At 64.6% G+C, this 26196-nt stretch carries 31 protein-coding genes, 3 pseudogenes and 1 riboswitch; of the genes and pseudogenes, 23 read left to right on the forward strand and 11 right to left on the reverse strand.

Features of this window, described 5'->3' with window-relative positions:
• From cbiE to cobF, 6 genes are read left to right on the forward strand one after another with little or no spacing between them, the layout of a single operon-like run.
• Nucleotides 1-1179, forward strand: a complete 1179-nt coding sequence (gene cbiE / locus Q8K08_RS04510; RefSeq protein WP_305249317.1) for a precorrin-6y C5,15-methyltransferase (decarboxylating) subunit CbiE — start codon at nucleotides 1-3, stop codon at nucleotides 1177-1179.
• Nucleotides 1176-1538, forward strand: coding sequence for a cobalamin biosynthesis protein (locus tag Q8K08_RS04515; RefSeq protein WP_304796360.1), 363 nt, complete (start codon nucleotides 1176-1178; stop codon nucleotides 1536-1538). The genes cbiE and Q8K08_RS04515 overlap by 4 nt, the downstream gene beginning before the upstream one ends.
• Complete coding sequence (cobM, locus tag Q8K08_RS04520; protein ID WP_304796357.1) at nucleotides 1535-2308, forward strand: precorrin-4 C(11)-methyltransferase; 774 nt, start codon at nucleotides 1535-1537, stop codon at nucleotides 2306-2308. The genes Q8K08_RS04515 and cobM overlap by 4 nt, the downstream gene beginning before the upstream one ends.
• The gene (locus Q8K08_RS04525; protein WP_305249318.1) at nucleotides 2305-3639 is read left to right on the forward strand and encodes a cobyrinate a,c-diamide synthase; all 1335 of its coding nucleotides are present in this window, start codon (nucleotides 2305-2307) and stop codon (nucleotides 3637-3639) included. Before cobM ends, Q8K08_RS04525 begins: the two co-directional genes overlap by 4 nt.
• Nucleotides 3636-4394 (forward strand): uroporphyrinogen-III C-methyltransferase, encoded by a 759-nt coding sequence (gene cobA, locus Q8K08_RS04530; RefSeq protein WP_305249319.1) that lies wholly within the window; start codon nucleotides 3636-3638, stop codon nucleotides 4392-4394. The genes Q8K08_RS04525 and cobA overlap by 4 nt, the downstream gene beginning before the upstream one ends.
• Nucleotides 4391-5149: a precorrin-6A synthase (deacetylating) gene (gene cobF, locus Q8K08_RS04535; RefSeq protein ID WP_305249320.1), complete on the forward strand. Its 759-nt coding sequence runs from the start codon at nucleotides 4391-4393 to the stop codon at nucleotides 5147-5149. Before cobA ends, cobF begins: the two co-directional genes overlap by 4 nt.
• Here the strand turns inward: cobF and Q8K08_RS04540 are convergent.
• The 5 genes and pseudogenes from Q8K08_RS04540 to Q8K08_RS04560 all read right to left on the reverse strand — a co-directional run bounded on the left by Q8K08_RS04540 (nucleotide 5146) and on the right by Q8K08_RS04560 (nucleotide 9737).
• Nucleotides 5146-6195, reverse strand: a complete 1050-nt coding sequence (locus tag Q8K08_RS04540; RefSeq protein WP_305249321.1) for an iron ABC transporter permease — start codon at nucleotides 6193-6195, stop codon at nucleotides 5146-5148. The genes cobF and Q8K08_RS04540 overlap by 4 nt on opposite strands.
• A 3-nt stretch (nucleotides 6196-6198) precedes the next feature.
• The gene (locus Q8K08_RS04545; protein ID WP_305249322.1) at nucleotides 6199-7131 is read right to left on the reverse strand and encodes an ABC transporter substrate-binding protein; all 933 of its coding nucleotides are present in this window, start codon (nucleotides 7129-7131) and stop codon (nucleotides 6199-6201) included.
• Nucleotides 7132-7146: 15 nt separating this feature from the next.
• Nucleotides 7147-7932, reverse strand: coding sequence for an ABC transporter ATP-binding protein (locus Q8K08_RS04550; protein WP_305249323.1), 786 nt, complete (start codon nucleotides 7930-7932; stop codon nucleotides 7147-7149).
• On the reverse strand, nucleotides 7929-8381 hold the full coding sequence (locus Q8K08_RS04555; RefSeq protein WP_305249324.1) for a DUF1636 domain-containing protein: 453 nt from the start codon (nucleotides 8379-8381) through the stop codon (nucleotides 7929-7931). The genes Q8K08_RS04550 and Q8K08_RS04555 overlap by 4 nt, the downstream gene beginning before the upstream one ends.
• A 32-nt stretch (nucleotides 8382-8413) precedes the next feature.
• Nucleotides 8414-8628, reverse strand: a riboswitch (cobalamin riboswitch).
• 137 nt (nucleotides 8629-8765) lie between these two features.
• Nucleotides 8766-9737 (reverse strand): annotated as a pseudogene (locus Q8K08_RS04560) (IS5 family transposase).
• 115 nt (nucleotides 9738-9852) lie between these two features.
• Between Q8K08_RS04560 and Q8K08_RS21915 the strand changes: the two are divergent.
• From Q8K08_RS21915 to bluB, 8 genes and pseudogenes are all read left to right on the forward strand, one after another.
• Nucleotides 9853-9936 (forward strand): annotated as a pseudogene (locus Q8K08_RS21915) (NAD(P)-binding protein); the annotation flags it as partial.
• 47 nt (nucleotides 9937-9983) lie between these two features.
• Nucleotides 9984-10427, forward strand: a complete 444-nt coding sequence (locus tag Q8K08_RS04565; protein WP_370870515.1) for an FAD-dependent oxidoreductase — start codon at nucleotides 9984-9986, stop codon at nucleotides 10425-10427.
• Between the two features lie 285 nt (nucleotides 10428-10712).
• Entirely contained in the window at nucleotides 10713-10844 is a 132-nt protein-coding gene (locus Q8K08_RS04570) for a bifunctional hydroxymethylpyrimidine kinase/phosphomethylpyrimidine kinase (protein ID WP_305249325.1), read from the forward strand.
• 108 nt (nucleotides 10845-10952) lie between these two features.
• Nucleotides 10953-11651 (forward strand): 7-cyano-7-deazaguanine synthase QueC, encoded by a 699-nt coding sequence (gene queC, locus Q8K08_RS04575; RefSeq protein ID WP_305249326.1) that lies wholly within the window; start codon nucleotides 10953-10955, stop codon nucleotides 11649-11651.
• Entirely contained in the window at nucleotides 11651-12007 is a 357-nt protein-coding gene (queD, locus tag Q8K08_RS04580; RefSeq protein WP_305249327.1) for a 6-carboxytetrahydropterin synthase QueD, read from the forward strand. Before queC ends, queD begins: the two co-directional genes overlap by 1 nt.
• Nucleotides 12004-12738 (forward strand): 7-carboxy-7-deazaguanine synthase QueE, encoded by a 735-nt coding sequence (gene queE, locus Q8K08_RS04585; protein WP_305249328.1) that lies wholly within the window; start codon nucleotides 12004-12006, stop codon nucleotides 12736-12738. Before queD ends, queE begins: the two co-directional genes overlap by 4 nt.
• A gap of 17 nt (nucleotides 12739-12755) precedes the next feature.
• On the forward strand, nucleotides 12756-13217 hold the full coding sequence (gene queF / locus Q8K08_RS04590; protein WP_305249329.1) for a preQ(1) synthase: 462 nt from the start codon (nucleotides 12756-12758) through the stop codon (nucleotides 13215-13217).
• A gap of 73 nt (nucleotides 13218-13290) precedes the next feature.
• Complete coding sequence (bluB, locus tag Q8K08_RS04595) at nucleotides 13291-13914, forward strand: 5,6-dimethylbenzimidazole synthase (RefSeq protein ID WP_305249330.1); 624 nt, start codon at nucleotides 13291-13293, stop codon at nucleotides 13912-13914.
• A 135-nt stretch (nucleotides 13915-14049) separates the two neighbouring features.
• On the opposite strand, the gene Q8K08_RS04600 is transcribed toward bluB, so the two are convergent.
• From Q8K08_RS04600 to Q8K08_RS04615, 4 genes are all read right to left on the reverse strand, one after another.
• Entirely contained in the window at nucleotides 14050-14439 is a 390-nt protein-coding gene (locus Q8K08_RS04600) for a hypothetical protein (protein ID WP_305249331.1), read from the reverse strand.
• A 28-nt stretch (nucleotides 14440-14467) separates the two neighbouring features.
• Nucleotides 14468-14914 (reverse strand): TA system VapC family ribonuclease toxin, encoded by a 447-nt coding sequence (locus Q8K08_RS04605; RefSeq protein ID WP_305249332.1) that lies wholly within the window; start codon nucleotides 14912-14914, stop codon nucleotides 14468-14470.
• Entirely contained in the window at nucleotides 14911-15138 is a 228-nt protein-coding gene (locus Q8K08_RS04610; protein ID WP_305249333.1) for a hypothetical protein, read from the reverse strand. The genes Q8K08_RS04605 and Q8K08_RS04610 overlap by 4 nt, the downstream gene beginning before the upstream one ends.
• 91 nt (nucleotides 15139-15229) lie before the next feature.
• Nucleotides 15230-16342, reverse strand: coding sequence for a tyrosine-type recombinase/integrase (locus tag Q8K08_RS04615; RefSeq protein ID WP_305249334.1), 1113 nt, complete (start codon nucleotides 16340-16342; stop codon nucleotides 15230-15232).
• A 112-nt stretch (nucleotides 16343-16454) separates the two neighbouring features.
• Between Q8K08_RS04615 and Q8K08_RS21920 the strand changes: the two genes are divergently transcribed.
• From Q8K08_RS21920 to Q8K08_RS04625, 3 genes and pseudogenes are all read left to right on the forward strand, one after another.
• Complete coding sequence (locus tag Q8K08_RS21920) at nucleotides 16455-16859, forward strand: hypothetical protein (protein WP_370870511.1); 405 nt, start codon at nucleotides 16455-16457, stop codon at nucleotides 16857-16859.
• On the forward strand, nucleotides 16816-17163 hold the full coding sequence (locus Q8K08_RS21925) for a DUF1403 family protein (RefSeq protein WP_322573426.1): 348 nt from the start codon (nucleotides 16816-16818) through the stop codon (nucleotides 17161-17163). The genes Q8K08_RS21920 and Q8K08_RS21925 overlap by 44 nt, the downstream gene beginning before the upstream one ends.
• A gap of 1 nt (nucleotide 17164) precedes the next feature.
• Nucleotides 17165-17659 (forward strand): annotated as a pseudogene (locus tag Q8K08_RS04625) (SMC-Scp complex subunit ScpB); the annotation flags it as partial.
• A gap of 52 nt (nucleotides 17660-17711) precedes the next feature.
• On the opposite strand, the gene Q8K08_RS04630 reads toward Q8K08_RS04625, so the two are convergent.
• Complete coding sequence (locus tag Q8K08_RS04630; RefSeq protein ID WP_305249335.1) at nucleotides 17712-18419, reverse strand: FadR/GntR family transcriptional regulator; 708 nt, start codon at nucleotides 18417-18419, stop codon at nucleotides 17712-17714.
• 20 nt (nucleotides 18420-18439) lie between these two features.
• Nucleotides 18440-19435 (reverse strand): Gfo/Idh/MocA family protein, encoded by a 996-nt coding sequence (locus Q8K08_RS04635; protein ID WP_305249336.1) that lies wholly within the window; start codon nucleotides 19433-19435, stop codon nucleotides 18440-18442.
• A 114-nt stretch (nucleotides 19436-19549) separates the two neighbouring features.
• Here Q8K08_RS04635 and Q8K08_RS04640 point away from each other — a divergent pair, with 114 nt between their 5' ends.
• From Q8K08_RS04640 to Q8K08_RS04665, 6 genes are all read left to right on the forward strand, one after another.
• Nucleotides 19550-20485, forward strand: a complete 936-nt coding sequence (locus tag Q8K08_RS04640; protein ID WP_305249337.1) for a dihydrodipicolinate synthase family protein — start codon at nucleotides 19550-19552, stop codon at nucleotides 20483-20485.
• Between the two features lie 42 nt (nucleotides 20486-20527).
• Entirely contained in the window at nucleotides 20528-21526 is a 999-nt protein-coding gene (locus Q8K08_RS04645) for a tripartite tricarboxylate transporter substrate binding protein (RefSeq protein ID WP_304802899.1), read from the forward strand.
• Between the two features lie 68 nt (nucleotides 21527-21594).
• The gene (locus tag Q8K08_RS04650; protein ID WP_304802902.1) at nucleotides 21595-22077 is read left to right on the forward strand and encodes a tripartite tricarboxylate transporter TctB family protein; all 483 of its coding nucleotides are present in this window, start codon (nucleotides 21595-21597) and stop codon (nucleotides 22075-22077) included.
• Between the two features lies 1 nt (nucleotide 22078).
• Entirely contained in the window at nucleotides 22079-23590 is a 1512-nt protein-coding gene (locus Q8K08_RS04655) for a tripartite tricarboxylate transporter permease (protein ID WP_305249338.1), read from the forward strand.
• 122 nt (nucleotides 23591-23712) lie between these two features.
• A complete protein-coding gene (locus Q8K08_RS04660) occupies nucleotides 23713-25218 on the forward strand; it encodes an aldehyde dehydrogenase (NADP(+)) (RefSeq protein WP_305249339.1) in 1506 nt (501 codons plus the stop codon).
• 406 nt (nucleotides 25219-25624) lie between these two features.
• Nucleotides 25625-26137, forward strand: a complete 513-nt coding sequence (locus tag Q8K08_RS04665) for a hypothetical protein (RefSeq protein WP_304801684.1) — start codon at nucleotides 25625-25627, stop codon at nucleotides 26135-26137.
• The last annotated feature ends 59 nt before the right edge of the window (nucleotides 26138-26196 follow it).

Raw genomic sequence — 26196 nt, forward strand, 5'->3', positions numbered from 1 at the left:
ATGTCTGAACCCTGGCTTGCGATTATCGGTCTGGGCGAGGATGGACCGGCGGGCCTGTCCGATGCAAGCCGTGCCGCGTTGGCGCGCGCCGAGGTTGTGTTCGGCGCGCCTCGGCATCTGGCGCTGGTGGATCCGGGCGCGCGCGGGCAAGCGTGGCCGGTGCCGTTTGACCTCTGCCCGCTTTTGGCCTGCCGCGGGCAGCGGGTGGCGATGCTGGTGTCGGGCGATCCATTCTGGTTCGGGGCGGGCGGGTCGGTCGCGGCGCATCTTTTGCCCGGCGAATGGGTGGCACATCCGGTGGCGGGCACGTTTTCGCTTTTGGCCGCGCGGCTGGGCTGGCGGCTGGAGGACGTGATTTGTCTGGGCCTGCATGCCGCCCCCTTTGCCCGGATGTGGCCGGTTCTGGCCCGGGGCGTGCGGGTGATCTGCACGCTGCGCGACGCGGCGGCGGTGGCCGAGCTGTCGGGCTGGCTGACTGAGCATGGCTTTGGCGCGGCGCGGGTCACGGTGGCCGAGGCCTTGGGCGGGCCGCGCGAACGCCTGCGCAGTGGTTGCGACTGGCCAGACATCGCGGCCCCCGTTGCCGTGGCGATCGACGGCGCGGATCTGCCGCCCGGCGCGGGCCTGCCGCGTTCCAGTGGCCTGCCCGACGATCTGTTCCAGCATGACGGCCAGATCACCAAGGCTCCGGTGCGGGCGGTCACGCTATCGGCGCTTGGCCCCCGCCCTGCCGAGCGGTTGTGGGATATCGGGGCCGGGTCGGGGTCTGTGTCGGTGGAATGGTGCCTTGCCGGCGGGCGGGCGGTCTGCATCGAGGCGCGGGCGGACCGGGCTGCAACCATCACCGCAAACGCTTATCGTTTTGGTGTTGCGCATCGGGTGGACGTGCGGCACGGCGCGGCGCTTCCGATGCTGGCGGGCTTGCCGCTGCCCGATGCTGTTTTTGTCGGCGGGGGCGGCGATGCAGCGCTTTATGACGCGCTATGGGCGGTGCTGCCGGCGGGCACACGGATCGTGGCCAATGGTGTGACACTTGAGGCCGAAGGCCGGCTGGCCGATCTGCATGCCCGCCACGGTGGCACCCTGTTGCGGATCGACCTTGCCGAGGCGGGCCAGCTTGGCCGGTTCCGTGACTGGCGGGGCGCACGGCCTGTGGTGCAATGGCGGGGGACCCGATGAGGGTGGCCGGAATCGGATACCGCGATGGCGCGCCACCCGAGGCGCTTCACGAGGTGCTGGCGCTTGCCGAAGCCGCCGGGGGCCGCGTAGACGCGCTTGCCACGCTGGCGGAAAAGGTCGCGGGCGTGAAGGCGCTGGCCGAAGCGCGCGGCCTGCCGGTGCTGGCCGTGGCGGTAGCAGGTGTGCAAACTCCCACCCAATCGCCGCGCATTCTGGCCATGCATGGCACCGGGTCGGTTGCCGAAGCGGCAGCTCTTGTGGCGGCAGGGCCGGGTGCCGGGCTTGTCGTGGCGCGGATCACGGCACGCGGCGGCATGGCGACCTGCGCCATTGCCGAAACCAGAGGACATATCAGATGACCGTCCATTTCATCGGAGCCGGCCCCGGAGCGCCTGACCTGATCACCCTGCGCGGCCGCGATCTGATCGCCGCTTGCCCGGTGTGCCTCTATGCCGGATCGCTCGTGCCCGAGGCATTGCTGGCGCATTGCCCGCCCGGTGCGCGCATCGTCAACACCGCGCCGCTGTCGCTGGACGACATCATGGCAGAGATCAGCGCCGCCCATGCTGCGGGGTTGGACGTGGCAAGGATTCATTCCGGCGATCTGTCGATCTGGTCGGCGATGGGCGAACAGTTGCGCCGCCTGCGCGCGCTCGGCATCCCGTTTGACGTGACGCCGGGGGTGCCGTCCTTTGCCGCTGCGGCTGCGGTATTGCAGTCAGAGTTGACCCTGCCGGGGCTGGCGCAATCGGTGGTGCTGACGCGCACGGCGGGGCGCGCATCCGCCATGCCCGAGGCCGAGAGCCTGGAAAACTTTGCCCGCACCGGGGCGACGCTGGCCATCCATCTGTCGGTGCATATGCTGGCCGAGGTTCAGGCGCGGCTACTGCCGTTCTATGGCGCGGATTGCCCGGTTGCGGTGGTGTTTCGCGCGTCCTGGCCCGATCAGCAGGTGGTGCGGGGCACCCTCGCCAGCCTTGATCCTGCCATCGGGGTCGGAGAGCGGACCGCGCTGATCCTGGTCGGCCGCGCCCTTGGCGCCGAGGGATTTGACGAAAGCCGGTTGTATTCCGGCGATTACGACCGCCGCTATCGCCCGGTCGGCACCGACCCGAGGTTTCCCGAATGATGCCGTCCGGAATTCTGATCGCGGCCCCATCGTCGGGTAGCGGCAAGACGACCGTCACGCTGGGGCTGATCGCGGCGCTGAGGGCGCAAGGGGTGGCGGTGCAACCGTTCAAATGCGGGCCCGATTACATCGATCCGGCGTTTCACAGCGCGGCGGCGGGGCGGGCGTCGGTCAACCTTGACAGCTGGGCGATGACGCCCGACCGGATCGGCGCGCTTGCACAGGTGGCCATTGGGGCCGATCTGGTGATCGCCGAAGGGGCGATGGGGCTGTTTGACGGCGTGGCGCGGCCCGGAGAGACCGGCACAGGGGCCAGCGCCGAAATCGCCGCCTTGCTGGGCTGGCCGGTGATCGCGGTGATCGACTGTTCGGGGCAGGCACAGACGGCGGCGGCGGTGGCGCTGGGTCTGGCGCGCTATCGCTCTGATGTGCCGCTGGCGGGGGTTATCCTGAACAAGCTCGCCTCGCCCCGGCACGAGGCGCTGGTGCGGGCGGGCTTTGCGAGCGCAGGCATCCCCGTGCTGGGCGCGCTGCCGCGTCAGGCGGGTGTGGCGCTGCCCGAGCGGCATCTGGGTCTGGTGCAGGCCGAGGAATTGCCGCGCCTGACCGAGATGCTCGCCGGGATCGGGGCCTTTGTCGCCGCCCATTGCGACCTCAGTGCCATACGGGCCATTGCCGGGGGGCGGCCGTGCGTGGCGTCGGCCCCGCGCGTACCCCCGCCCGGAGACCGGATCGCGCTTGCGCGGGATGCGGCGTTTTCCTTTGTCTATCCGCATCTGCTGGCCGATTGGCGGGCGGGCGGGGCGACGATCCTGCCGTTTTCGCCCTTGCAGGACGAAGGCCCCGATCCGACCGCAAAGGTCTGCTGGCTGCCGGGTGGTTACCCAGAGCTGCACGCGGGCCGGCTGGCGGCGGCGGATCAGTTCCGCGCAAGCCTGACGGAGTTTGCCTGCACCCGCCCGGTGCATGGCGAGTGTGGCGGCTATATGGCGCTGGGGGCTGGGCTGGTGGCCGCTGATGGCACGCGGCACCAGATGGCCGGCCTATTGGGGCTTGAGACCAGCTTTGCCAAGCGGCGGATGCATTTGGGCTATCGCTTGGCCAGGCCCAGGTTGCCGCTGCCGGGCTTTAGTGCCGGCGCGGCCTTGCGCGGGCACGAGTTTCATTATGCCACCATCCTGTCGCAGCCTGACGCCGCATTGGCTGATGTTGTTGATGCGACAAGGGCAAAGGTTGCCGAAACCGGATCATTTCGAGCCACACAGGGTGCGATCACCAGCGGCACCTTTTTTCACCTGATCGCCCCCGCCAGCCCGGAGACCACAACATGACCTGCACCGTATTTTTCGTCTCCTCGGGGCCAGGCGATCCCGATCTGCTGACGATTCGGGCCGCACGTTGTTTGGCCGAGGCGGATGTGGTGCTGTTTGATGATCTGTCGTCGGGACCGATCCTGACCCTATGCCGGCCAGGGGCCGATCTGGTGGCAGTGGGGAAACGCGCGGGCCGGCCCTCGCCAAAGCAGGACCATGTCAGCCGCCTGCTGGTGGATCACGCGCAGACCGGCGCGCGGGTGGTGCGGTTGAAATCGGGAGACGGCGGTATCTTTGGACGGCTGGAGGAGGAGATCCTCGCCCTGCAAGAAGCGGGCATCGGGTATGAGATCATTCCCGGGGTCACCACGGCCTGTGCGGCGGCGGCAGCGGCGGGAATCCCCCTGACCCGCCGCCTGACCGCGCGGCGGGTGCAGTTCATCACCGGGGCCGACACCACTGGCAACCTGCCCGACGATCTGAACTGGGCCGCCCTTGCCGACCCCCTGGCCACCACAGTCGTCTTCATGGGCAAGCGCACCTTTCCCCGGCTGGCCGAGGCGCTTGTCGCCCATGGCCTGCCCCCCGACACCCCTGCCCTGCTGGCCGAGGCGGTGGGCCATCCCGACCAAAGTTTGCACCGCTGTACCGTTGCCGCCCTTGCAAGCAGCCTCGCGGTCGGTCGCAGTGAAAAGCCTGCGTTGATCATCTATGGCCCGCTGGCCCACACACCAGAGGGCTTGGTGCAGATCGCATCCCGGCATCGGCCATGATCCATCTGTCGCTGATCGGCATCGGGACGGGAAATCCCGATCACGTCACCCGACAAGGAATGGCTGCGATGAATGCCGCCGATCTGATCCTTGTGCCACTAAAGGGCGAGGACAAGGCCGATCTGGCTGGTCTGCGCTTGCATATCTGCCGCGCCTGCGTGACCAACCCCGCCACCCGGATCGAAACCTTTGACCTGCCAGTGCGGGATCCGGCAACGCCGGATTATGTCAGCCGCGTCAACGACTGGCACGACGCCATCGCCGCCCGCTGGGAGGAGGCCATTCGCGCGCATCTGGCCTCGGGCGGTGGGCCGCGCGTGGCGCTACTGGTCTGGGGCGATCCGTCGCTGTATGACAGCACGCTGCGCATTGCCGAGCGAGTGGGCCTGCGGATGCCGCTGACGCTGGAGGTGATACCCGGCATTACCGCGATCCAGATGCTGTGCGCGGCCCATGCCATCCCGTTGAACGATCTGGCCGCTCCCGTCACCATCACCACGGGCCGGGCGCTGCGGGATAGCGGATGGCCCGAGGGGGCCACGACCATCGTCGTCATGCTGGATGCGGGCGGCGCGTTCCGGGCGCTGGACCCGGCCGGGCTGATGATCTGGTGGGGGGCCTATGTCGGCATGGCCCAACAGGTCCTGCGCGCCGGCCCGCTGGCGCAGGTGCAAGACGACATTCTGGCCACCCGCGCGACCGCCCGCGCCGCGCATGGCTGGATCATGGACATCTACCTGATCCGCAAGACTTAAGGCCGCCGCGCCATCATCCAGATGAAGAACACCCCGCCCACAAGGCCGGTGACCACGCCGATCGGCATGTCTTCGGGGGCGACAGCCACTCGGGCCAACGCGTCGGCCCAGATCAGGAACACCGCGCCCGCCAGCGCAGAGGCCGGCAGCACGCGCGCGTTGTCACCGCCCACCACCAGCCGCACCAGATGCGGCATCATCAGGCCGACAAAGCCGATCAAGCCGGAAAAGGCCACCATCACCCCGGTGATCAGGGCTGCTGCAACAAAGACGGTCAGGCGGAAGCGGCCGACCTCGATCCCGAGGCTGGCCGCCGTCTCATCCCCAAGGCTCATGGCGTTCAGCCGCCCGGCCTGTGCCCAAAGCCAGAGGCCGCAAGGGATCAGCACAGCCAGCGGCCAGATCAGATGGTTCCATTGCGCCAGACCAAGCCCGCCCAGCATCCAGAAGACCACCGTGTGGGTCGCCCGCGGATCGCCAAGAAAGATCAGGATATTGGCCCCTGCCATGATGACAAAGCTGACGGCAACCCCGGCCAGCACCAGCCGGTCGGCACTGTTGGCCCCTGCCAATTGTGCAACCCCAAGCACCAGAACGGTCGCCACCAGCGCACCGCCAAAGGCCATCAGCGGCACGGTCATCACGCCAAGGAACAATCCGGTGTGCAACAGCGCCGCTATCGCGCCAAAGGCCCCGCCCGATGAGATACCCAGGAGATGCGGGTCGGCCAGCGGGTTGCGCGTGACCGATTGCAGGGCCGCCCCCACCAGTCCGAGTCCCGCCCCGACAAGCCCGGCCAGCACCACGCGTGGAAAACGGATCTCCCAGACGATGTTTGCGCGACCCGCGCTCCAGTCCGGGGTCACGATGCCTGGCAGAATGCGGTCAAGCGCAATGCCCCAGACCGTACCCAAAGGAATTGCCACTGCCCCCACCGACACCGCCATGATGACGGAAACCAGCAGCACCACCGCCGTTACAAGGGCGATGCCGGTGCTTATTCCGATCTTGCGGGCCAGTGACGGAACGGCGGTGGCGTCAACCATGGTCTATTGCCCCCAGAAGCCTGCGACCAGCTTTTCCATCGCCTTGATGTTGCGGGGGCCGGGGGTCGCCTCGACGTATTCCAGCACGACGAAACGGTCGTTCTTTACTGCGTCGATATTGGCGAAGGCTTGGTTCTCCTTCATGAAGGCAATCTTCTGGTCGGCGGTGACGTCGCCATAGTTCACGATAACCACCACCTCGGGGTTGCGCTCCACCACTGGCTCCCAGGCGATCTCGGCCCAGCTCTTTTCCAGATCATTCATGATGTTGACGCCGCCTGCCGCCTCGATCAACGCGGTCGGCATGGCATAGGCGCCTGCAGTAAAGGGGGCTTCTTCGCCGCTGTCATAGACGAACACGCGCAGCGGGGTGGTGCGATCCACGCCCGCCGTCACCTCGGCCAGCCGTGCCTGCCAGCCTGAGACCAGGTCCTGTGCGCGCCCCTCGACCCCGAAGATGCGGCCAAGGTTCAGGATATCGGCATACAAGTCATCCATGCTGGACTTGGCCTTGGTGCCGATGTGGATGCAGCTTTCGGTCAGCTCATAGGTCTGGATGCCCAGGGGTTCCAGCGTCTCGGGCGTGACCTCGCCGCCCACCTTCATGCCGTAGTTCCAACCGGCAAAGAAGAAGTCGGGCTCGGCCCCGGCCAGCACTTCCTTGGTGGGGTATTTGGCCGACAGCTCCGGCAGTTCGGCGACACCTGAGCGCATGTCTTCGTCCAGCGTCTTCCAGCCGGAAATACCGGTATAGCCGACCATCGTATCGCGCAGACCCAGCACCAGCATCATTTCGGTCAGGTTCACATCGTTCGAGATGGCGCGGATCGGCGCGGCGTCGAACGTAATGTCGCGGTCGCAGCTTTTCACGGTGACGGGATAGGCAAGGGCAGTCGTTGCGGACAACAGGACTGCAAGCAGCGAAAGACGTATCATGTCGGGTCCTCAGGGTCAGAGATGAAAGGAAAAACGGGGGGAAGGCCCGGTTCGGTCAATGCGCGCCTTGACGTGGAACGCTTGGGCCAAGGTGGCTTCCGACAGCGCTAGATCGGGCGGGCCGTCGGCCAGAACGCGGCCATCGCGCAGGATCAGCACGCGTTCACAAAATTCGGCAGCAAGGGTCAGGTCATGCAGCGTGGCAATGACAGTCAGGCCCAGCCCCTTGAGCAGGGCCAGAAGTTCCAGCTGATGGCGGATATCCAGATGGTTGGTCGGCTCATCCAGAACGATAACGCGCGGCTGCTGCGCAAGCGCACGGGCGACCATCACACGTTGACGTTCACCGCCGGACAGAGTGCCAAAGGCGCGGTCGGCCATGGCGGCGAGGTCCATCCGCAGGATGGCGGCCTCGATGATCGCGGCATCTTCGGACCCGGCGCCGGTCAGCCCCACGCCCCAGCCCTTGCGATGCGGCAACCGACCAAGTGCCACGATCTGTCGGGCTGTGAGGGCAAAATCCGTGGGCTGTTCCTGCAGCACGGCGGCAAGGCTGCGCGCGGCCTCGGGGGCGCCCATCACCCAGATATCGCGGCCCATCAGCCGCACGACCCCCTTGCGCGGGGCCTGATTGCGGTAGATCAGCCGCAAAAGTGACGATTTCCCGGCCCCGTTCGCCCCGCAGATGGCCATGATCTGCCCCTGTGGCACGCTAAAACTGATGTCAGACAGGATGTCGGGGCGCCCTTTCGGGCCCCAGGACACGCTTGAAAGCTCAACGGCGAAGGGTTTGGCAGTCATTGGATCGCCCCTTCGCGGGTGACAATCAGCGCCGCCGGTATTCTGGCCAGCGTGTTGTCGCACAGGCGCGGGGGGCAATCGCGGCCCGACATCCAGCCGTCATCGACAGCCGCATAAAGGCGCGAGAATTCCACAAGATCATCAATCGGCTGGGCCGGATCAATATCACCAAACAGCCATGTCGCCTTGGCAGTGGCGCGCCAGCCCACCACACAAGGCCCGCCATGTTCTGGCACGCAACCCGCAAGGCAGGCAGTGCCCGAAACCTCGAAATCATCGGAAAGGCCGGCTGCCGCTATCGCTGCGCGCAGCTTTTTCAGCAGAGCAAAGCCCGGCTCGCAACTGCTGCCCTTATGCTTGCAGGCCTTGCAAACCAAAATCTGATGCGGCGCGGATTGCGCCACTGAATAGGCAGGCATGCCCACAGGCCGCCGCGGTTTATCGTCCATCGAAGACTCCTGTCCGGGGCACCCCGCCCGGGTTGGTTGCTGACTTCGATGGCAGGTCTCCTGACTCGCGGGTCGGTGCTTGCCCCGCCTTCCCAGCCTGTATCAGGCCAGTGGCACCGGGGGTCGCTCGCCGCTTACAGTTGCGGGGGCAGTCACGGAATTGGCGGCTAATGCCTACACCACACCGTATTCCCTTTTCACCCGGCCGCGCGTGGTTTGGCCGGGAACCATCATGCGCGAAGATGCCGCCGCCTGTGAGCTTGGTCAAGCCGCATTCTGACAACGTTTCAAGGACAGCGACGTTCGCGAGCTAGGATGGGACATTCGTCTGGCTCTGTTGCACAAAGCCTTTGATGTCCGAGGTTCCCCTTTCCCAGGACGGATTCATCCCACGGTTTCTGTGACAGGTATGCCAAGCGCGGTGTAGCCGTTCAAGACGGCTATGCGGATCTGGACCTCTGCGACCTGTCGGTCAAAGTCCCGCGCCATGAGGCGCTGCCCCAGCAGTTTCATACAGTGCATCTTTGTTTCGGCACGGCTTCGTCGGTGGTATCCGCTCCAGCTTCGCCAGATCGCACGGCCGAGATATTTCGCCGCCCGCAGGGCCTCGTTTCTGGCGACTGCACCAGATGTGACGGTCTTCCACGGCTTCGCGTTCTTGCGGGGCGGGATGACGGCGTGGGCGCCGCGGTCAGCGATCGCATCATGGCACTTGCGGGTATCATAGGCGCCGTCAGCGGTGACGCTGCCGATCTCCTCGCCTGCCGGGATCTGGCTGAGCAGGTCGGGCAGGACCGGTGCATCGCCGATATGGCTCCCGGTGACCTCGACGGCTCTAACCTCCAGTGTTTGCTCGTCGATTCCGAGGTGGATCTTGCGCCAGACGCGCCGTTTGGGGCCGCCGTGCTTGCGCGCGTGCCACTCGCCTTCGCCCTCGACCTTGATGCCGGTGCTGTCGATCAGCAGGTGCAGCGGCCCTTTGGAGCCACGATACGGGATGTTGACGGCGAGGGTCTTCTGGCGTCGGCTCAGCGTGCTGAAGTCGGGAACCGACCAGTCAAGGCCGACCAGGCGCATCAGGCTTTCGACGAACCCGGTCGTCTGCCGGAGTGCCATGCCGAATAACACCTTCATTGTCAGGCAAGCCTGAATGGCAGTATCGCTGTAAGTCTGCTGGCGACCACGCTTGCCTGTCGGCGCGGCCTCCGAGATCATCTCGGGATCGATGCAGCCTTACGGCGATTGCAGACAATCGCCTACCGGCCAATGGATCGTCAGCGAGCCCCGGCACTTGAGCGCTTCATTGTAGGCTGGCCAGTTCCTAGTCTTGTAAGTCGGGGGTGTGTGTCTGCTCATGCATCCCAGCTACCACGCTGGATTCACGAGATGAATCCCTCACAGGATTTGTGCAACAGAGCCCCCATCGCCGAGAAAAGGGCGAGGTTTATCTGCCCGCGGCAGAGGTCACGGAATGATCACCATTCTAGGGGCCGGGGTCGCGGGGCTGTGCGCCGCGACCGCGCTGTCCGAACGCGGCCTGTCCGTGGAGGTGGTGGACAGCGGCCCGGAGGGTGCGGGCGCAAGCTGGCTGGCGGGGGGATACTGGCCCCCTTTGTCGAGGGCGAAAGTACCCCGCCCGAGGTGGCGCGGCTGGGAGCCGTTGCCGACGACTGGTGGGCCGCACGGTTGCCCGGCGTCGTGCGGCATGGCACTCTGGTCGTGGCCCCGGCCCGCGACCGGGCAGAACTCGACCGGTTCGCCGCCCGTACAATCGGCCACGCGCGCATCGGTCCCGACCAGATTGCAGAGCTTGAACCCGCTCTGGCGGGGCGCTTTGCCAGCGCGCTTTACTATGCGGACGAGGCGCATCTTGACCCGCGCCAGGCCTTGCAGGCGTTGGTGGATGGTTTGTGCCATCGCGGGGTGTCCATCCGGTGTGCAGGCGCAGATGGCGCTTTCGGTCCTGATCGGGCTGGAGCCGTCGCCTTTGGGCCGGATCTTCACGCTGGACATGGCAAGTTGGCGTTTTGGCGGGTTTGGATTTGATGGGGCCGCCGAGGCATCCGGTTTCGGCTTTGTCGCCGCCACACAGATCGGCAGCGAAGATACAGTGATCGACCTGCGCCCAGCTGGCACGGTGCGCACCCTGCCCGGCGCGCAAGTGGTGGCGCCGGGCGATCTGGCCGATTGGCCGATCCCAATGGGCCGGGTCGTACTGTGCTGCTCTACCGGCCTGCGGGCGTGGCGCGGCGCGCAGGTTCTGCGGGGGCGCGGGGTCACGGCTTTGGCCTTGCTGGCGTGCCGCGATGATCCCCCCTGCGGCTCGCCGCATTGCGCAAACCCGACACCCGGCGCGGCACGGGCTGCACGCTGGCCAGCGCCATCGCCGCCCGCCTGGCGCGGGGGGACGATCTGGCCACGGCCTGCGCAGAGGCAAAACACTATCTGAATGGCTGGTGGTGATCCGAAACCCGACGCGCCGCTTTCGGCTTCACATATTGCCATCTGCGCAGTATAGGCCTGCATTCAGAATACCGGTCGCAGCCTACCCGGTCAAAACAAGGACACCGCATGAAAGCCATCGTCATCTGCTCCGGCGGACTGGACTCTGTTTCATTGGCCCACAAGGTCGCCGCCGAGCATGCGTTGCTGGGCCTGTTATCGTTTGATTACGGCCAGCGTCACCGCAAGGAAGTCACTTTTGCGGCGGCCTGCGCCGAACGGTTGCAGGTGCCGCATCAGACCATCGACATCTGCGATATCGGCCGCAGCCTGACCGGCTCGGCGCTGACCGATGATCTGGCGGTGCCGGACGGGCATTATGCCGAAGAAACCATGCGCATCACTGTGGTGCCGAACCGCAACGCCATCATGCTGGCCATTGCCTTTGGCGTGGCCGCCGCCCGGGGCGCCGATGCCGTCGCCACCGCCGTGCATGGCGGCGATCATTTCATCTATCCCGATTGCCGTCCCGGCTTTATCGACGCCTTCCAGACCATGCAGCGCCATGCCCTTGAGGGGTATGCCAACATCGCGCTTTACGCCCCCTACGTGAACCTGCCGAAATCGGCCATTGTCACCGATGGGGCGCTGCACGGCACGCCCTTTGCGCAAACATGGTCTTGCTACAAGGGTGGTGATTTGCATTGCGGGCGTTGCGGCACCTGTGTCGAACGGCGCGAGGCCTTTGATCTGGCGGGGGTTGCCGATCCTACGGCCTATACCGATGCCGATTTCTGGCGCGAAGCGGTCAAGCGGAAGGCGGTTTGATGTTCCGCATCACTAAGGAATTCCACTTTTCCGCCTCGCATCAGCTGTGCCAACTGCCTGCCGATCACCAATGCGCCCGGTTGCATGGGCATAATTACATCGTGGTGGTGGAGCTGGCGGCGGTCAAGCTGAACGCCTTTGGCTTCGTGCGCGACTATCATGATTTGGCCCCGCTGAAGCGCTACATCGACGACAATTTTGACCATCGCCACCTCAATGAGGTGCTGGGCCATGACGCCGTCACCTCGGAAGTTCTGGCACAGCATTTCTATGACTGGTGCAAGGCACTTTTGCCCGAAACCGTGGCGGTGCGGGTCAGCGAGACGCCCAAGACATGGGCGGAATACCGGCCATGACCGATGACAGCAGCGTCATCCGCATCTCCGAGATTTTCGGGCCGACGATACAGGGCGAGGGCGCTTTGATAGGCCAGCCCACCGTGTTCGTGCGCACCGGGGGCTGTGATTATCGCTGTGTATGGTGCGACAGCCTGCATGCCGTGGACAGCCGGTTTCGCGCCGACTGGCGCGCAATGACCTCGGCCGAAGTGCTGGACCAAGTGCGCGTTTTGTCGGGGGGGCAGCCCTTGATGGTGTCATTGTCGGGGGGCAATCCGGCGATCCAGCCCTTGGGGCCGCTGATCCGGCAGGGTCATGCCTTTGGTTTCCGCTTTGCGCTGGAAACCCAAGGCTCGGTCAGCCGCGACTGGTTTGCCGATCTGGATGTCTTGGTGCTGAGCCCCAAACCACCCTCCAGTGCAATGACGACCAACTGGGCGGCACTGTCGGCCTGTGTGGAGGCCGCCGTCGCAGGGCCGCAAATCGTGTTGAAATTCGTGGTGTTCGATGCGGCGGATTATGCGTATGCCCGTGATGCCGCAGCACGGTTTCCGGGCCTGCCGGTCTATCTGCAACCGGGCAATCACACCCCGCCGGGGCCGCAGGATGACGACGCCTTTATCGACACCGACGGTATTCTGCAGCGCATGGGCTGGCTGGTGGACCTGGTGATGGCCGACCGCTGGTTTGCCGCCCATGTGCTGCCGCAACTGCACGTTCTGCTGTGGGGCAACAAACGCGGGGTCTGACCGCGATGGAGATCGACATGACTGATATCTACAAGGATCTGCAACAGCTTGGCAGTGCCACCACGCTGCCGCAAAGCCCCGAGGCTGCGGTGTTGGAAAAGGTGGAGAACCCGCAAGCGGGCATCGCCTATTGCGTCCGCTTTACTGCGCCCGAGTTCACCTCGCTTTGTCCTATGACCGGCCAGCCTGACTTTGCGCATTTGGTGATCGACTATGTACCTCAGCACTGGCTGGTGGAAAGTAAATCGCTGAAGCTATATCTCGGGTCTTTCCGCAACCATGGTGCGTTTCACGAGGATTGCACGGTTTCGATTGGCAGACGGCTAGTTGACCTGCTCGCCCCTGAATGGCTGCGCATCGGCGGCTATTGGTATCCGCGCGGCGGTATCCCGATTGATGTGTTCTACCAGACCGGCCCTCTGCCCAATAACGTTTGGATCCCCGATCAGGGCGTGCCGCCTTATCGCGGGCGCGGCTGATACATTAAGCCAAGAATACAAAACCGTGGTACTGGCGAGCTGGACCGGGCCAAGGTCATCACAGTGAGGCGGGATGGAATTTCTACCGGCACAGGCCGACACGCTGAACGACATTCTGCGCTGGCGGCGCGATGTTCGGCACTTCCGCACTGATCCCGTTGCGGAACCTGTTATCGACAGGTTGCAGGGGGCGATGGATATGGCTCCGTCGGTGGGCAACTCCCGTCCATGGCGTGTCCTGCGGGTCATGGATCCGGGAAAGCGCGCAGCGGTTCGCGAGATCTTTGAACGCTGCAACCATGAGGCTGCGGCGGGCTATGATGATGCGACGAAGGCGGAATATGTCAGGCTGAAACTGGCAGGGCTGGGCGATGCCCCGGTGCATCTTGCCGTGTTCATCGACACGATCCCCGCCGAAGGGCGCGGTTTTGGGCGGCGGACCATGCCCGAACCCCTCCAGTTTTCGACCGTCATGGCGATTCATACTCTCTGGCTGGCGGCCCGGACCGAAAACATGGGTCTTGGCTGGGTGTCAATTCTGGAACCCGCCGCGGTTCAATCCCTTTTCGATGTGCCGCGAAGCTGGGTTTTCACCGGGTATCTTTGTCTGGGACACGCGGAGTTCGCGGATGATCGCCCACTTTTGCACCGCGCTGGATGGCAATGCGATACCCCGACGCACTGGCAAGTTTACTGATCCCGACCGACTGTCGTTCGAGGGGAAGGGCCGGTCGTTAACACTCTGATTTGACTGTACAGTTCTTTGCAGTTTGTCTGCGCCTAAACGACCGTTTTCAAATGACTTTCTACAACTACTGCCAGAGCCTGAGAGTCAGTCTTCTTGTTTGGGTAGCCATATGGCCGGCTCAGGCTGTAGTTTCTTTCGCGTGGCCTCTAATTTGGCCATGAATTTATCGGCAGGGATGCTGGGCCGAGGATCGTCGGCTGCACTCAAAATCCGGCGCTTCATCAGTTCCTGTCGCAGATCCGAATGTGGCTCCAGCTCCCGAGCTTCAACGAGAAGAACGAAGACAGCTTCGGATGGGTCGATGAATATGCCTTGCTCGATCCGGTCAAGGAGCCAGAGAGCGAGTTCGGGCGGCAGATACGCCTGAAATCGCAAACCGCCCTCTGTTGCGGCGTCACGAGCAACTTGAGCCTGCTGGTTCGCCCACTCCCTTAATTCCTTGGGTGGCCAAGTTTCGTCGGCCCCATCTGTCACCGTGGCGCTCCTTTCTTCGGTGGTGTGCTCACACTGATTTGCCGGCCGGGATCAGATGAAGGGCGGCTTTGCCACTTTTCACCGCATCCACGGACAGACGGCGATCAAAGGTTGCCAGTTCACCGCTACGCATCTTTGCCAGAGCCAGCAGATAAGTATCCGTGACCTGTGCGGAAGTCAGGATTCGGCTTACGTCAACAGCTTCAGACCCGACAAGACTGAAGTCCTCGGCCCAGAAGCAGTGACCGGGCAAGGCGCGCAGTTGCTCTACGATCCCGGCAACAACGGCTGGAGATCCGGGCGAGTTCGGATACTTCGGGTTGCCGAGAATACGCACAACGCCATTTTCTGTGATCGGACAGGTGGCCCAGGACGTGTGACCTTCTTTGGAGAACCAGGCATGCGCATCGTCATGGGCGACATGGCCCGGATCGATCAGGGCAATCAGGACGTTTACGTCGAGAAGGTAGGTCACGGTGCCTCATCCCGAAGGGCGTTCACGAGGTCCATGGTCACAGGGGGGGAGTCGGGGCGTGATGCCAGCAGTGGAATGCCGTTGCGTTCGGCCCGGGAGACAGGTCGTTGCAAGGAGCGCCGCGCAAGCTCGGAAATCACCTCACCCAAGCTGCGCCCTTGTTGACCTGCGATTGCCTTGGCTGCAAGCAGGACATCATCATCGAGGGAAAGGGTAGTTCGCATGGGGGCACCTCCGCGCATCAATCATCACGCATCATATGGGGTGTTTGCCGGGTTCATCAAGAGCTGAGTTTCGGCACATGAAATTTGAAGTCTAGAGCCCCGCCGCCTTGGTAAGGTTGACCCGAAACCTGTCACGGCGGCGTTGATAGCGGCGGGTCATCTCTGCACTGGCATGGCCGAGTTGTTTCTGGATGTAACGCTCGTCCACCTCAGCGCTGCTGGCCAGACCCGCGCGCAAGGAATGGCCGGAGTAAAGAGCCAGTCGCTCGGCCTTGGACAGTTCGGGGCGCAGGCCGGCGGCCTCGACGGTCTGCTTGATAAGCCGGGCGACGTGCTTGTCGGACAGTCGCTCGCCGGTGGCCTTCAGCCCGCTGCGGCTGACGGCGACGAAGAGCGGACCGAAGTCGACTCGGGCGTAATGCATCCATTGGCTTAGGGCGTGAACCGGGCAGGTCTGATCCGACGAGCCGCGGGCGATCTCCACCTCGCGCCAGCCGATCTTACCGCGCAGGGTGATGAGGGCGCCGCCCTCCAGCATCTCAACCCAGCCGCCACTGTCGGGCGTATCATCCTTGCCGTGGTCAAGGCTGACGATTTCCGACCGGCGCAGGCCTCCGGCAAAGCCGACCAGCAGGATCGCCCTGTCGCGCAGCCCGCGCAGGTCGTGGGGCAGGGTGGCCAGCATCTCGCGCAGGTCCTCGGGCAGGATCGCCTCTTTCTGCACCGGGGGCCGGGCGTGCTTGCGGCGGATGCCGGCCAGAACGCTGGCGATATGGCGGTCCTTGCGGTCGAGCCGCTCCCCACGCTGCGCATAGCCCGAGGCAAGGCCGGAAAGCCGGCGTTCGATCGAGGCGACGGACAGGGAAGGGGTCTTCCCTACTGGTGCTGCAAGGTCGGCGATGTAGAGGCCGATCAGCTGGGGTGGGCAGGGCAGGGGGTCGGCGCCGCGCATCCGGCACCAGCGGGCGAACTGCGCCCAGTCCTTGGCATAGGCCTTCAGGGTGTTCCCGGACGCAGCTTGGCGGGCATAGTCCCGAGCGGTTTCGACCAGCCGGTCCAGTGTGCCCGAAGCAGCGACATGGGCGGGCAGGGCGATCGCAGCGCCGCCATCGGGCGCAACGTGCTTGTCCCCTTCATGGGGGCAGGGGCGTTCTGGCGGCACTGAGGGCGATTTTCCTGGTGTTTTGGTCATGCCTCCGAGCATAGTCCCATTGCGTCCGATAATGCAATTATTGGACATTGCTCTATTATTAAAGATGCGGCGGTTTTGGCTGTCATTTGTTGCTCTAAGCGTCGTGACAATCTAGGCTTTCTGCATGGCCGTCACAGTTCCATCGTCACATTGCACCCCCGCCCCCGTGCCTGCGTTGCCGGGGTGGATTGTGGCAGGGCGGGTGGAGGGCCTTGAAGACATGGCATTTTGGTCGGGGGCGGCCCTGGCGCATCTGCAGCTTGTCTTTGTCCGACCCGAGGTTCTGTGTCCGGCCCGAGGTGCCGCAGGCCCTGTGGAGGGCATGGCTGGCGCTGGCGGCGGCGGAGGCGTGTGTGCAGGCGTCAGGGCGGCCGGAGCGGTCGCACGGGCGACGACGGTGATCGAGGCGGTGCTGGCCGATGCGCCACTGGCGCTGGTGCCTGCACTGATTCTGGGCGGCACAGGCTCTGTGCTGGGCGCATCTTGTGCCAATCCTCACCACAGGGCTGAAGCCGCGCGATCTGCATAGAACGGACGAGACCCTGCGGCTGGCCTGTTACCGGACGGTAGTGATGTCGGCCCGGCCTGCGGTGCAGATGGCTGCCGATCTGAACCGCCGCGCTGACCGGCTGCGGGCGGTGGCTCCCAAGCTGCGCGCCAAACCGGCGGGGCAGGCAGTCGGGCTGTTTCTTGCGCAGGACGCGCTGGCACCGCAGGCGCTCACCGGGGTGATGTCGAACCGGGCCGCGCGACGGCTGTGTGACCGGCTGGTTTCCCTCGGCGCGGTGCGTGAGCTGACCGGGCGCGGAACGTTCCGGTTGTATTTGTTGTAACATAGCACCGCGTGCGCCGGCCCTGTTTGACCCTGAATTAACCGACCTGCCACCAGATCTGCGTTGGCGCGAATGGCTGCGCCGGGTTGAGGCTGTGCTGTTTGCCAGTGCGGCCCCGGTGCCACGCGAGGATATAGCGCGGGTGGGCGCAGGCTGAATGTTGCGCACGCGGGCGGGATACGCCGATGTCATCCGGGTGGCGGCGAATGTGGCGGGGCAGGCCCTGACTCTGACCGGCTTTGACATCGCGGTTCTGGCTGCGATTGCGTATCACCAGCCGAACACCCGCGACGGGTTGAAGGATATTTTTGGCAAGGAGATCAGCCGCGACCTGATCGGCCGTCTGTCCGACCGCGCCCTGATCGCCACCGGCCCCCGCGCGCCCCGTCGTGGCGCGCCCTATACCTTTGTCACCACTGAAGCCTTTCTGGTGGCCTTCGGTCTGGAAAGCCTTGCCGATCTGCCGGACGCGGAGCAGTTGAGGGATGCGGGGCTGGCTGAGCGTGCGGGAGTCTTTGCCACTGTCGACACGTCACCGCCCGGACAGGTCAGACCTGGGCCTGACCGACGAACATCCTGTCGCGGGCTCCCATGATATGCCGTCGCATGGCCGCTGCTGCGGCCTCGGGGCTCTGATCCCTGATGGCGTCGATGATGGCCCTGTGTTCAGCCTGCACGATAGCCTGCCGGTCGGGTGCCGCCTGAAGGGTCAGGGACCGGGACAGCTGCATGCCAAAGGTGATCTGCTGTGACAGCGATTCAAGGACCGTCTGATAGAACGGGTTCTTTGTCGCTCTGGCGATAGAGACATGCAGCAACTGGTCCGCATCGACGCCCAAAGCCTGTTGCAGATAGCTGGTCTCCATATGCTGATGAGCCTGTTCCAGTGCGGCAAGGTCACTGTCATCCCGCCGTTGGGCGGCCCAACCCGCAGCGGCGCTTTCAACATCTGCACGGAATTCATAGCAGCGCTGAATGTCGGTGATCGACCCAAGCGGCACGAATTGCATGACCGACCGATCCGGGCGGCGCGCCACATAATTGCCGGAACCGCGCCGGGACGAGATCATGCCATCATCGCGCAGCCGTGCCAGAGCGGCGCGCAATACAGGCCGCGATACGCCGCAGGTCTGGGCCAGTGCTTCTTCGGCCGGAAGACGCGACTGCAACGGATACCGCCCTTCGACAATATCAGAGAGCAGCCGGTCGTAGACCTGATCCGCAAGCGTGGGTTCGCGCCGCTCTGTTGCTGTCATGACCGCCGCCTCCGCCTGTTTTACACGTCCACGCCCGCAGCCCGGTAGATCGATTCCATAAGGCGCAAGGTCTGCAGATTGTCCAGCCTGTCGGTCGCAAACGGCTTGCCGCTGCGCAGGCCAGTGACAAATTCGGTCACCGCGCCGGTAAAGCAGGCCTGATAATTCGCGGCCAGATCATGCAAAGACACCTCATCCGGGCGCGACAGGCAGGAAATCCGGTCACGATCATAGATCAGCGTATCGGCATCGCCCAGCAGTTCAAGCCGGTCTGTCGGCAAGGGCGGATAGCCGAGGGCCGAGATATTGGCATCCATCTGGATCAGCGCGCCATCAGCCGTCTTCAGGGTGACAAGCGCCACATCTTCGCCCTGCAGCTCGGGGTTGATGCGGTCCAGCCGGGCCGACAGGACCTCTATTTCGCCCAGAATGGAGCGCAGGGCATCCAGATGGTGGATCAGCACTTCGAACACCAGAAGACGTTTGAACTGCGCCAGATAGGGCTGGCGGCCCAGCAGGAACGGCACCTTGCCCGGATAGTCAAACAGCGATGACGATCGCACGGTCAGGCGGGCGTGGCGCAGACGACCGATTTCTCCGCCCTGCACCCGGCGGGCGATTTCGGCGTAATGCGGGCGAAAGCGGTAGTTTTCATGCACCATGAAGCGCACACGGTCGCCCACATCGGCGATCAGCGCCTCAGCCTCGGCGACGGTGGGTGTCATGGGTTTCTGGCACATGACATGCACGCCGCGATCTGCCGCCATCCGCACCAGCGGGGCATGGGTGCCGACGGGTGTGATGATGTCGATGGCATCCGGGCCGGTTGCGGCCAGCATTTCGGCGACATCGGTGAACACTGCGCCGATCCCGAATGCGGTGGCCCGGGCCTGCGCCTTTTCCCGGTCGGGATCACAGATGGCGACCAGCGACACATCCTGCTGCGCCTGCCATCCCTTGAGATGAAATTCACTGATCGCTCCGGCCCCGGCGATTGCCACCTTGATGTGCTGCATGTTGTCCTCCTGAGATTTCCCTGCTGCCTATCTGCTTTTTACTTACTTGACAACTATTGACTCATTTACGAATCAAAGTTACCCCTTTTGACGACCAAACAAGGATCTGAGTCCATGCGCCACACTGTTTCCCCTGCTGATCTGGGCCTTTCCATCATGGCAGTCCCGCCCCTGGCCCGCACCGCAGACGGGCAGTTTGACGATAGCGCCAATGGTGCCGTGATCCGGCATCTGGAGGCGGGGGGCGTCACCACGCTGCTGTATGGCGGCAATGCCCTGGCGCAGCACTGGCCCATGTCGGTCTATGCCGACTGGCTGGACCGGCTGGAAGCATTGGCGGCCCCAGAAAGCTGGGTGTTGCCATCTGTCGGACCGGACGCCGGCAAGCTGGTGGATCAGGCGGCCATCCTGAAATCGCGCCGCTTTCCGGTGGCGCTGATGCTGCCGATGGGCGCACCCTTGACCCATGCCGGTATGGCGGATGCCATGCGCCGTTTCACTGCCGAGTCGGGAGTTCAGCTGCTGGTCTACATCAAGACCGACAATTACATCCCCGCCCAGACCCTTGCCGCGCTGGTTGCCGAAGGGGTGGTTTTTGGCGTGAAATACGCTGTACCGCGCGACCTTGGGGCACCTGATCCCTACCTGTCAGACATCATCAATGCCATTGGCACCGAACGGATCATCTCGGGCTTTGGCGAGCCACCGGCCATTCCGCACATGCTGGATTTCGGGTTGCCGGGATTTACCGCCGGTTGCGTCTGCATCGCGCCAGCCCTGTCCAACGCGCTGTTTCAGGCTCTGAAACAGGGCGACAAGGCCCGCGCCGAACAGCTTTTGCTGCCCATTCAGCCGCTGGAGGCTTTGCGCGGTCAGGTCAACGAGATCCGCGTTCTGCACGAAGCGGTCGCCCTGTCGGGGCTGGCCGAGACAGGGCCGATCCTGTTGCCAAGCTCGCCCGTGCCGGAGGACCGGCGGGCAGTTATTGCCGCCGCCGCCCAAGCGCTGCGGGCAGCGGAGGCGGACTTCAGGGCTGCGCTCGCCGCCTGAACTGGCCACACGGGCCAGACTGAAACCAGAGGGAGGAACCACATGACTGATTTCACGAAACCAAACCGTCGCGGCCTGTTGCTGGGGGCTGCGGCCCTTGGCGCGATTGGCCTGAACCCGGCCCGCGCGCTTGCCGCGGGCTATCCTGACCGCCCGGTCACCGTGGTCGTGCCATGGGGTGCGGGTGGCGGCACCGATGCAACAGCACGGATGATCGCGGCCCTGCTGGAAAAGCGTCTGGGCCAGCCCTTTACCGTGGTCAACCGCACCGGCGGCGCCGGGGTTGTCGGCCATTCGGCCATCGCCTCGGCCAATGCCGATGGCTACACGCTGGGCATCGTCACGGTGGAAATCACCATGATGCACCACCTTGGCCTGACCGAGCTCGGCCCTGACGACTACACCCCGCTGGGCCTGATGAATGCCGACAGCCCGGCCGTTACCGTGTCCAGCGACAGCCCCTACAAGGATATTGCGGCGCTGACTGACGCGATCCGCACCTCGGCCCCCGGCACCTTCAAGGCAAGTGGCACGGGGCAGGGTGGCATCTGGCATCTGGCGCTCGTCGGCTGGCTCAAGGCGCTTGGCCTTGAAGGCAATCATGTCACATGGGTACCCTCCGAAGGATCGGCCCCGGCGATGCAGGATCTGATCGCAGGCGGTGTTGATATCGTCACGGTCTCGTTGGCCGAAACCAAGGCGATGGTGGACGCGGGCCGCGCACTCAACCTTGCGCTGATGGGGGCCGAGCGTGCCAGCAGCCACCCCGATCTGCCGACATTGGCCGAAGCGGGCGGCGGCGACTTTGCCCTTGCCACATGGCGCGGCGTTTGCGGGCCGAAAGATCTGCCTGCGGATGTGGCCGAGACGATCTCAAAGGCTCTGGCCGAGATCGCGACAGACCCCGAATTCGTCGATTTCATGGATGGGCGCGGATTCAACATCGAATATCTCGACCCGGCGGCACATGGGGCGATGATGGCCGGGGCGGATGTCGCCATGGGCGACACCATGCGCGCCGCAGGTCTGGTGCAGGGCTGATCCCCGCTGAATGAAACAGGGGCGGGCATTGATCAATGCCCGCCCTTTGTCGGAAACGGGGGGAAATCATGCGCGTCACAGACGCCCTTTCGGGCGCACTCTTCATTGCAATCGGTCTGTTCATTTTTCAGGTGGCGTCGGGTTTTCCCAATCCGGGCGGCATGCCTTATGGCGCATCGCTTTTGCCGCGCATCCTTGGCGCAGGGCTGATGATCGGTGGCGGCCTGCTGGTCATCGGCGATATCGTGTCCCGCAGGGCGGCAGGTGCCCCAGTGGCCCTTGCCGCGCTGGAGCCGGAGCTGAAAAGCCCGCGGGGCCTTTTGCCCGCCGCGATGGTGCTGGTTCTGGTGCTCGGGCATATCCTGCTGGCTCAGACCCTTGGGTATCTTGCGGTGTCGATCATCGGTCTGACGCTGCTGTTCCTGTCGGTCCGGCTGTCGTGGTCCGCCTCGATCGGCCTCGCGCTGGCGGGCAGCCTGTTGTGCTGGTGGCTGTTCGCCGGATTGTTGCGCGTGCCGCTGCCGCGCGGCCTGCTGGAAGGATTTCTCTGACATGGGAACGTTTGACGCGATATATGCCGCCGCCCTGCTGGTCATGGACCCGACGGTGCTGCTGACCGCGCTGCTGGCCGGCATGTTCGGCATGTTTGTCGGGGCCATGCCCGGCCTGACCGCCACAATGGCAACCGCCCTGCTGGTGCCGATCACCTTTTTCATGGACCCGATCCCCGCGCTGGCGGCCATTGTGACCGCCAGTGGCATGGCGATCTTTGCCGGTGATATTCCGGGTGCGCTGTTGCGCATCCCCGGCACCCCGGCCTCTGCCGCCTATGTCGAGGACAGCCACCGGCTGGCCCGGCAAGGCAAGCTGAACCTGGCGCTTGGCGTCAGCCTTGTGGTGTCCTGCATCGGCGGATTGTTCGGCATTGCGGTGCTGTTTCTTGCCGCCCCGATCCTTGCGGAATTTGCGCTGAAGTTCACCTCATATGAATACTTCTGGCTTGCCGCCCTTGGCCTGTCCTGCGCGATCTTCATCGCCTCCGCCGCGCCGCTCAAGGCAGGCATTTCCCTGCTGATCGGCCTTGCGCTTGCCACGGTCGGCCTTGACCCGACAACAGGCGTGCCCCGCTTTACCTTTGGCAGCACCAACCTGCTGGCCGGGGTGGAGTTCATTCCGGCGATGATCGGCCTGTTTGCGCTGGCCGAGGTGATGCGCGGCGTGATCCGGCTGAACTCTGCCGATCCGGTGCAGGCCATGCCGGTCTCTTCCGGTCCGCTGTTCAAGGGCGTGGGTGGGGTGATCCGCAAGCATCCAAAGAACATCCTGCGCAGTTCCATACTGGGCACGCTGATCGGCGCCCTGCCCGGTGCCGGGGCCGATATCGCGGCCTGGATGGCCTATGCGGTCTCGAAACGCTTCTCCAAAACGCCCGAAGCTTACGGCAAGGGTCATGTCGAAGGGTTGGTCGACGCCTCCTCCGCCAATAATGCGGCGGTCGGCGGGTCGTGGATACCGGCGCTTGTCTTTGGCATCCCCGGTGACAGTGTGACGGCGATCGTGATCGGTGTGCTTTACATGAAAGGGCTCAATCCCGGGCCGACCGTGTTTTTGCAAAATCCACAACTGATCTACGCGGTCTTCATCATCTTTATCCTGTCCACCCTCCTGCTGCTGCCATTGGGATGGGCCACCGTGCGCGCTGCGCGTCAGGTGCTGAGGGTGCCGCGCCGCATTCTGCTGCCGATGGTGCTCAGCTTCTGTCTGGTCGGGTCATTCGCGATGACCAACTCGTCTTTCGGCATCATCGTCATGCTTGCGTTGGGCCTGTTCGGCTGGCTGCTGGAAGAGAACGGTTTTCCGGTGGCCCCGATCATCCTCGGCCTTGTCCTCGGCCCGATGTTCGAGCGGATGTTCATGACATCCATGATCAAATCCGGCGGCGACCTCAGCGCATTCTTTGACCGCCCGATTGCGGCCGTGCTGGGCGTCTGTGTGCTGCTGCTCTGGTCCTACGCCCTGATCAGCGCCGTGAATCGCATGGCCAGAAAAAAGGGTCTCGCCTGACCCATTTTCTGTCCCTAATTATCCCACGGGTGCGACTTTGATTTCGCCATTGGCTCAAGAAAACAAAGTCGCGCCGGGGGGTGTGAACCCCCCCCGGTCCGCCTCAAAAATCGGAGACTGACATGCTGACAGGCAAGCACCTCATCGCGGGCGACTGGGTTGCGGGGGAGACCACCTTTGCCTCCACCCCGGCCCATGGCCCGGTCCATGACTTTGGCGTCGGCACGCCCGCGCTGGTGGCGCAGGCCTGTGAGGCGGCCGAGGCGGCCTTTCCCTCCTTTGCCGCCACCTCGCGCGCGGATCGCGCCCGCTTCCTTGAGGCGATCGCTGATGAGATCGACGCGCGCGGCGAGGCCATCACCGAGATCGGTACGCAAGAAACCGGCCTGCCTGCCGCCCGTCTGCAGGGCGAGCGGGGCCGCACCACCGGCCAGCTGCGGCTGTTTGCGGCGCATATCCGCGCTGGTGAGTATCTGGACCGCCGCCACGATGTGGCTTTGCCCGACCGTCAGCCGCTGCCACGGCCGGATCTGCGGATGATCCAGCGCCCGATTGGTCCGGTCGCGGTGTTCGGGGCCTCGAACTTCCCGCTGGCGTTCTCGGTGGCGGGCGGCGACACCGCCTCGGCGCTGGCGGCGGGCTGCCCGGTCGTGGTCAAGGGCCATTCCGCCCATCCCGGCACCGGCGAGATCGTGGCGCAGGCCATTGATGCGGCACGAAAATCATGCAATCTGCACCCCGGCGTGTTCAGTCTGGTCCAGGGTGGCAAGCGCGACGTCGGCGAGGCGCTGGTGCAGCATCCGCTGATCCGTGCCGTCGGCTTCACCGGCTCGCTCGGTGGCGGTCGCGCGCTGTTTGATCTCTGCGCCCGCAGGCCGGACCCGATCCCGTTCTTCGGCGAGCTGGGCAGCGTCAACCCGATGTTCCTGCTGCCCGCCGCCCTGTCGGCGCGCGGGGATGCGCTGGCCAAGGGCTGGGCCGCCAGCCTGACCATGGGTGCCGGCCAGTTCTGCACCAACCCCGGCATCGCTGTGGTGATCGACGGGCCGGAGGCCGATGCCTTTGCCACCGCTACACGCGCCGCGCTGGAGCCGGTCGGGGCGCAGACCATGCTGACCGATGGCATGGCCGAGGCCTATCGCGCGGGCCGTGACCGGGTGGCCGCCGGGACCGGTGTGCGCAGCCTGCTCACCACGATGTGCGAGGTGCGTACCGCCACGCCGAACCTGTTCGAGGTCTCGGGCGCGGACTGGCTGGCCGATCACATGCTGGCCGAAGAGGTGTTCGGCCCGCTCGGCCTGATCCTCCGTGTCCGCGACGCGGCAGAGATGGAGGCGATCGCCCACAGCCTGCAGGGCCAGCTGACCTGCACCCTGCATCTGGATGATGCAGACACCGCGCTTGGCCAACGCCTGCTGAGGGTCTTTGATCGGAAAGCAGGCCGGGTGCTCGCCAATGGCTTCCCCACCGGGGTCGAGGTGGCCGATGCCATGGTCCACGGCGGCCCCTATCCCGCCAGCACCAACTTCGGCGCCACCTCGGTCGGCACCCTCTCCATCCGCCGCTGGCTCCGCCCCGTCTGCTACCAGAACCTGCCAGAAGCCCTGATCACAGAAGACCAGCGTTAAGGGCTGGACGATATGCACAGAAGAGCCGACTTCCTTGCGACTCTGAAATCACTACCGCCGGACTGCAAAATACGACGGCGCATCATCCGCATCGCCTGATGCGTGCCCACCGCCTGATGCCTGCCCCTTGTGCCAACCGTCCGGCATCGGTACGCCTGACAAGACGATTGCGGGCAGGTCTGTGTGTCCGCCGCCTTTTGCCCCGAAGCCCTATGACCATCGGTTCAATCATGCCAGTTGGCAGAAGGCACCGTTCCTGTGGTAGCAACAGGGGTTTCTGGCGGTGCAGGATTGGTGGGATCAGGCCACCGAACCGATGCGCGGTCTGCACCCCGATGATGCCGAACGCACCCGGTTTCTGGCGCGACAGACGCTTGATGTGCTGTCGCCGTAGAACTCGCCGCTGATGAACGCCGAGATCCTGGCCGAGACCGCGAAGACCGGCGGGCGCAATCTGGCGGAAGGGGCGCAGCAATTCGTGCATGATGCGATCAAAACCGTGACCGGCCAGCGCGATCCTGCCCCGGAGGGGTTGCAGATCGGCAAGAATCTGGCCTGCACGCCGGGGCATATGGTGTTCCGCAACGATCTATTCGAGCTGATCCAATACGCGCCACAGACGCCACAGGTGCAGGCTCGCTCTATCCTGATCGTGCCAGCAAGGATCATGAAATACTACAGTCTTCATCTGTCGCCCGAAAATTCGATGGTACGCTATCTGGTCGCGCAGGGATTCACCGTTTTCATGATGTCATGGTGCAACCCGACGGCGGATCAGCGCGGCCTGTCGCTGGAGGATTACCGCAAGCGCCGCGTGATGGCCGCGCTTGAAGCCGCCCCCTCGCAAAGACCCTACCTTTGCACAGGCAAGATCACCGACGGCGACCCCCATGTTTTGTCCACTCCCTGTGCAAGCTGATCTGGGAGGATCGCCGTGGCTGAGATTTGGTCATCCAAGCTGCCACAAGGTCTTGAACG

It is taken from the genome of Pseudotabrizicola sp., from assembly GCF_030684215.1.
Taxonomy (GTDB): domain Bacteria; phylum Pseudomonadota; class Alphaproteobacteria; order Rhodobacterales; family Rhodobacteraceae; genus Pseudotabrizicola.

Coding starts and splice junctions, on each gene's coding strand:
- cbiE (WP_305249317.1), top strand. CDS start 1: ATGTCTGAACCCTGGCTTGCGATTATCGGTCTGGGCGAGGATGGACCG.
- Q8K08_RS04515 (WP_304796360.1), top strand. CDS start 1,176: ATGAGGGTGGCCGGAATCGGATACCGCGATGGCGCGCCACCCGAGGCG.
- cobM (WP_304796357.1), top strand. CDS start 1,535: ATGACCGTCCATTTCATCGGAGCCGGCCCCGGAGCGCCTGACCTGATC.
- Q8K08_RS04525 (WP_305249318.1), top strand. CDS start 2,305: ATGATGCCGTCCGGAATTCTGATCGCGGCCCCATCGTCGGGTAGCGGC.
- cobA (WP_305249319.1), top strand. CDS start 3,636: ATGACCTGCACCGTATTTTTCGTCTCCTCGGGGCCAGGCGATCCCGAT.
- cobF (WP_305249320.1), top strand. CDS start 4,391: ATGATCCATCTGTCGCTGATCGGCATCGGGACGGGAAATCCCGATCAC.
- Q8K08_RS04540 (WP_305249321.1), bottom strand. CDS start 6,195: ATGGTTGACGCCACCGCCGTTCCGTCACTGGCCCGCAAGATCGGAATA.
- Q8K08_RS04545 (WP_305249322.1), bottom strand. CDS start 7,131: ATGATACGTCTTTCGCTGCTTGCAGTCCTGTTGTCCGCAACGACTGCC.
- Q8K08_RS04550 (WP_305249323.1), bottom strand. CDS start 7,932: ATGACTGCCAAACCCTTCGCCGTTGAGCTTTCAAGCGTGTCCTGGGGC.
- Q8K08_RS04555 (WP_305249324.1), bottom strand. CDS start 8,381: ATGGACGATAAACCGCGGCGGCCTGTGGGCATGCCTGCCTATTCAGTG.
- queC (WP_305249326.1), top strand. CDS start 10,953: ATGAAAGCCATCGTCATCTGCTCCGGCGGACTGGACTCTGTTTCATTG.
- queD (WP_305249327.1), top strand. CDS start 11,651: ATGTTCCGCATCACTAAGGAATTCCACTTTTCCGCCTCGCATCAGCTG.
- queE (WP_305249328.1), top strand. CDS start 12,004: ATGACCGATGACAGCAGCGTCATCCGCATCTCCGAGATTTTCGGGCCG.
- queF (WP_305249329.1), top strand. CDS start 12,756: ATGACTGATATCTACAAGGATCTGCAACAGCTTGGCAGTGCCACCACG.
- bluB (WP_305249330.1), top strand. CDS start 13,291: ATGGAATTTCTACCGGCACAGGCCGACACGCTGAACGACATTCTGCGC.
- Q8K08_RS04610 (WP_305249333.1), bottom strand. CDS start 15,138: ATGCGAACTACCCTTTCCCTCGATGATGATGTCCTGCTTGCAGCCAAG.
- Q8K08_RS04615 (WP_305249334.1), bottom strand. CDS start 16,342: ATGCTCGGAGGCATGACCAAAACACCAGGAAAATCGCCCTCAGTGCCG.
- Q8K08_RS21920 (WP_370870511.1), top strand. CDS start 16,455: ATGGCCGTCACAGTTCCATCGTCACATTGCACCCCCGCCCCCGTGCCT.
- Q8K08_RS04630 (WP_305249335.1), bottom strand. CDS start 18,419: ATGACAGCAACAGAGCGGCGCGAACCCACGCTTGCGGATCAGGTCTAC.
- Q8K08_RS04635 (WP_305249336.1), bottom strand. CDS start 19,435: ATGCAGCACATCAAGGTGGCAATCGCCGGGGCCGGAGCGATCAGTGAA.
- Q8K08_RS04640 (WP_305249337.1), top strand. CDS start 19,550: ATGCGCCACACTGTTTCCCCTGCTGATCTGGGCCTTTCCATCATGGCA.
- Q8K08_RS04645 (WP_304802899.1), top strand. CDS start 20,528: ATGACTGATTTCACGAAACCAAACCGTCGCGGCCTGTTGCTGGGGGCT.
- Q8K08_RS04650 (WP_304802902.1), top strand. CDS start 21,595: ATGCGCGTCACAGACGCCCTTTCGGGCGCACTCTTCATTGCAATCGGT.
- Q8K08_RS04655 (WP_305249338.1), top strand. CDS start 22,079: ATGGGAACGTTTGACGCGATATATGCCGCCGCCCTGCTGGTCATGGAC.
- Q8K08_RS04660 (WP_305249339.1), top strand. CDS start 23,713: ATGCTGACAGGCAAGCACCTCATCGCGGGCGACTGGGTTGCGGGGGAG.
- Q8K08_RS04665 (WP_304801684.1), top strand. CDS start 25,625: ATGAACGCCGAGATCCTGGCCGAGACCGCGAAGACCGGCGGGCGCAAT.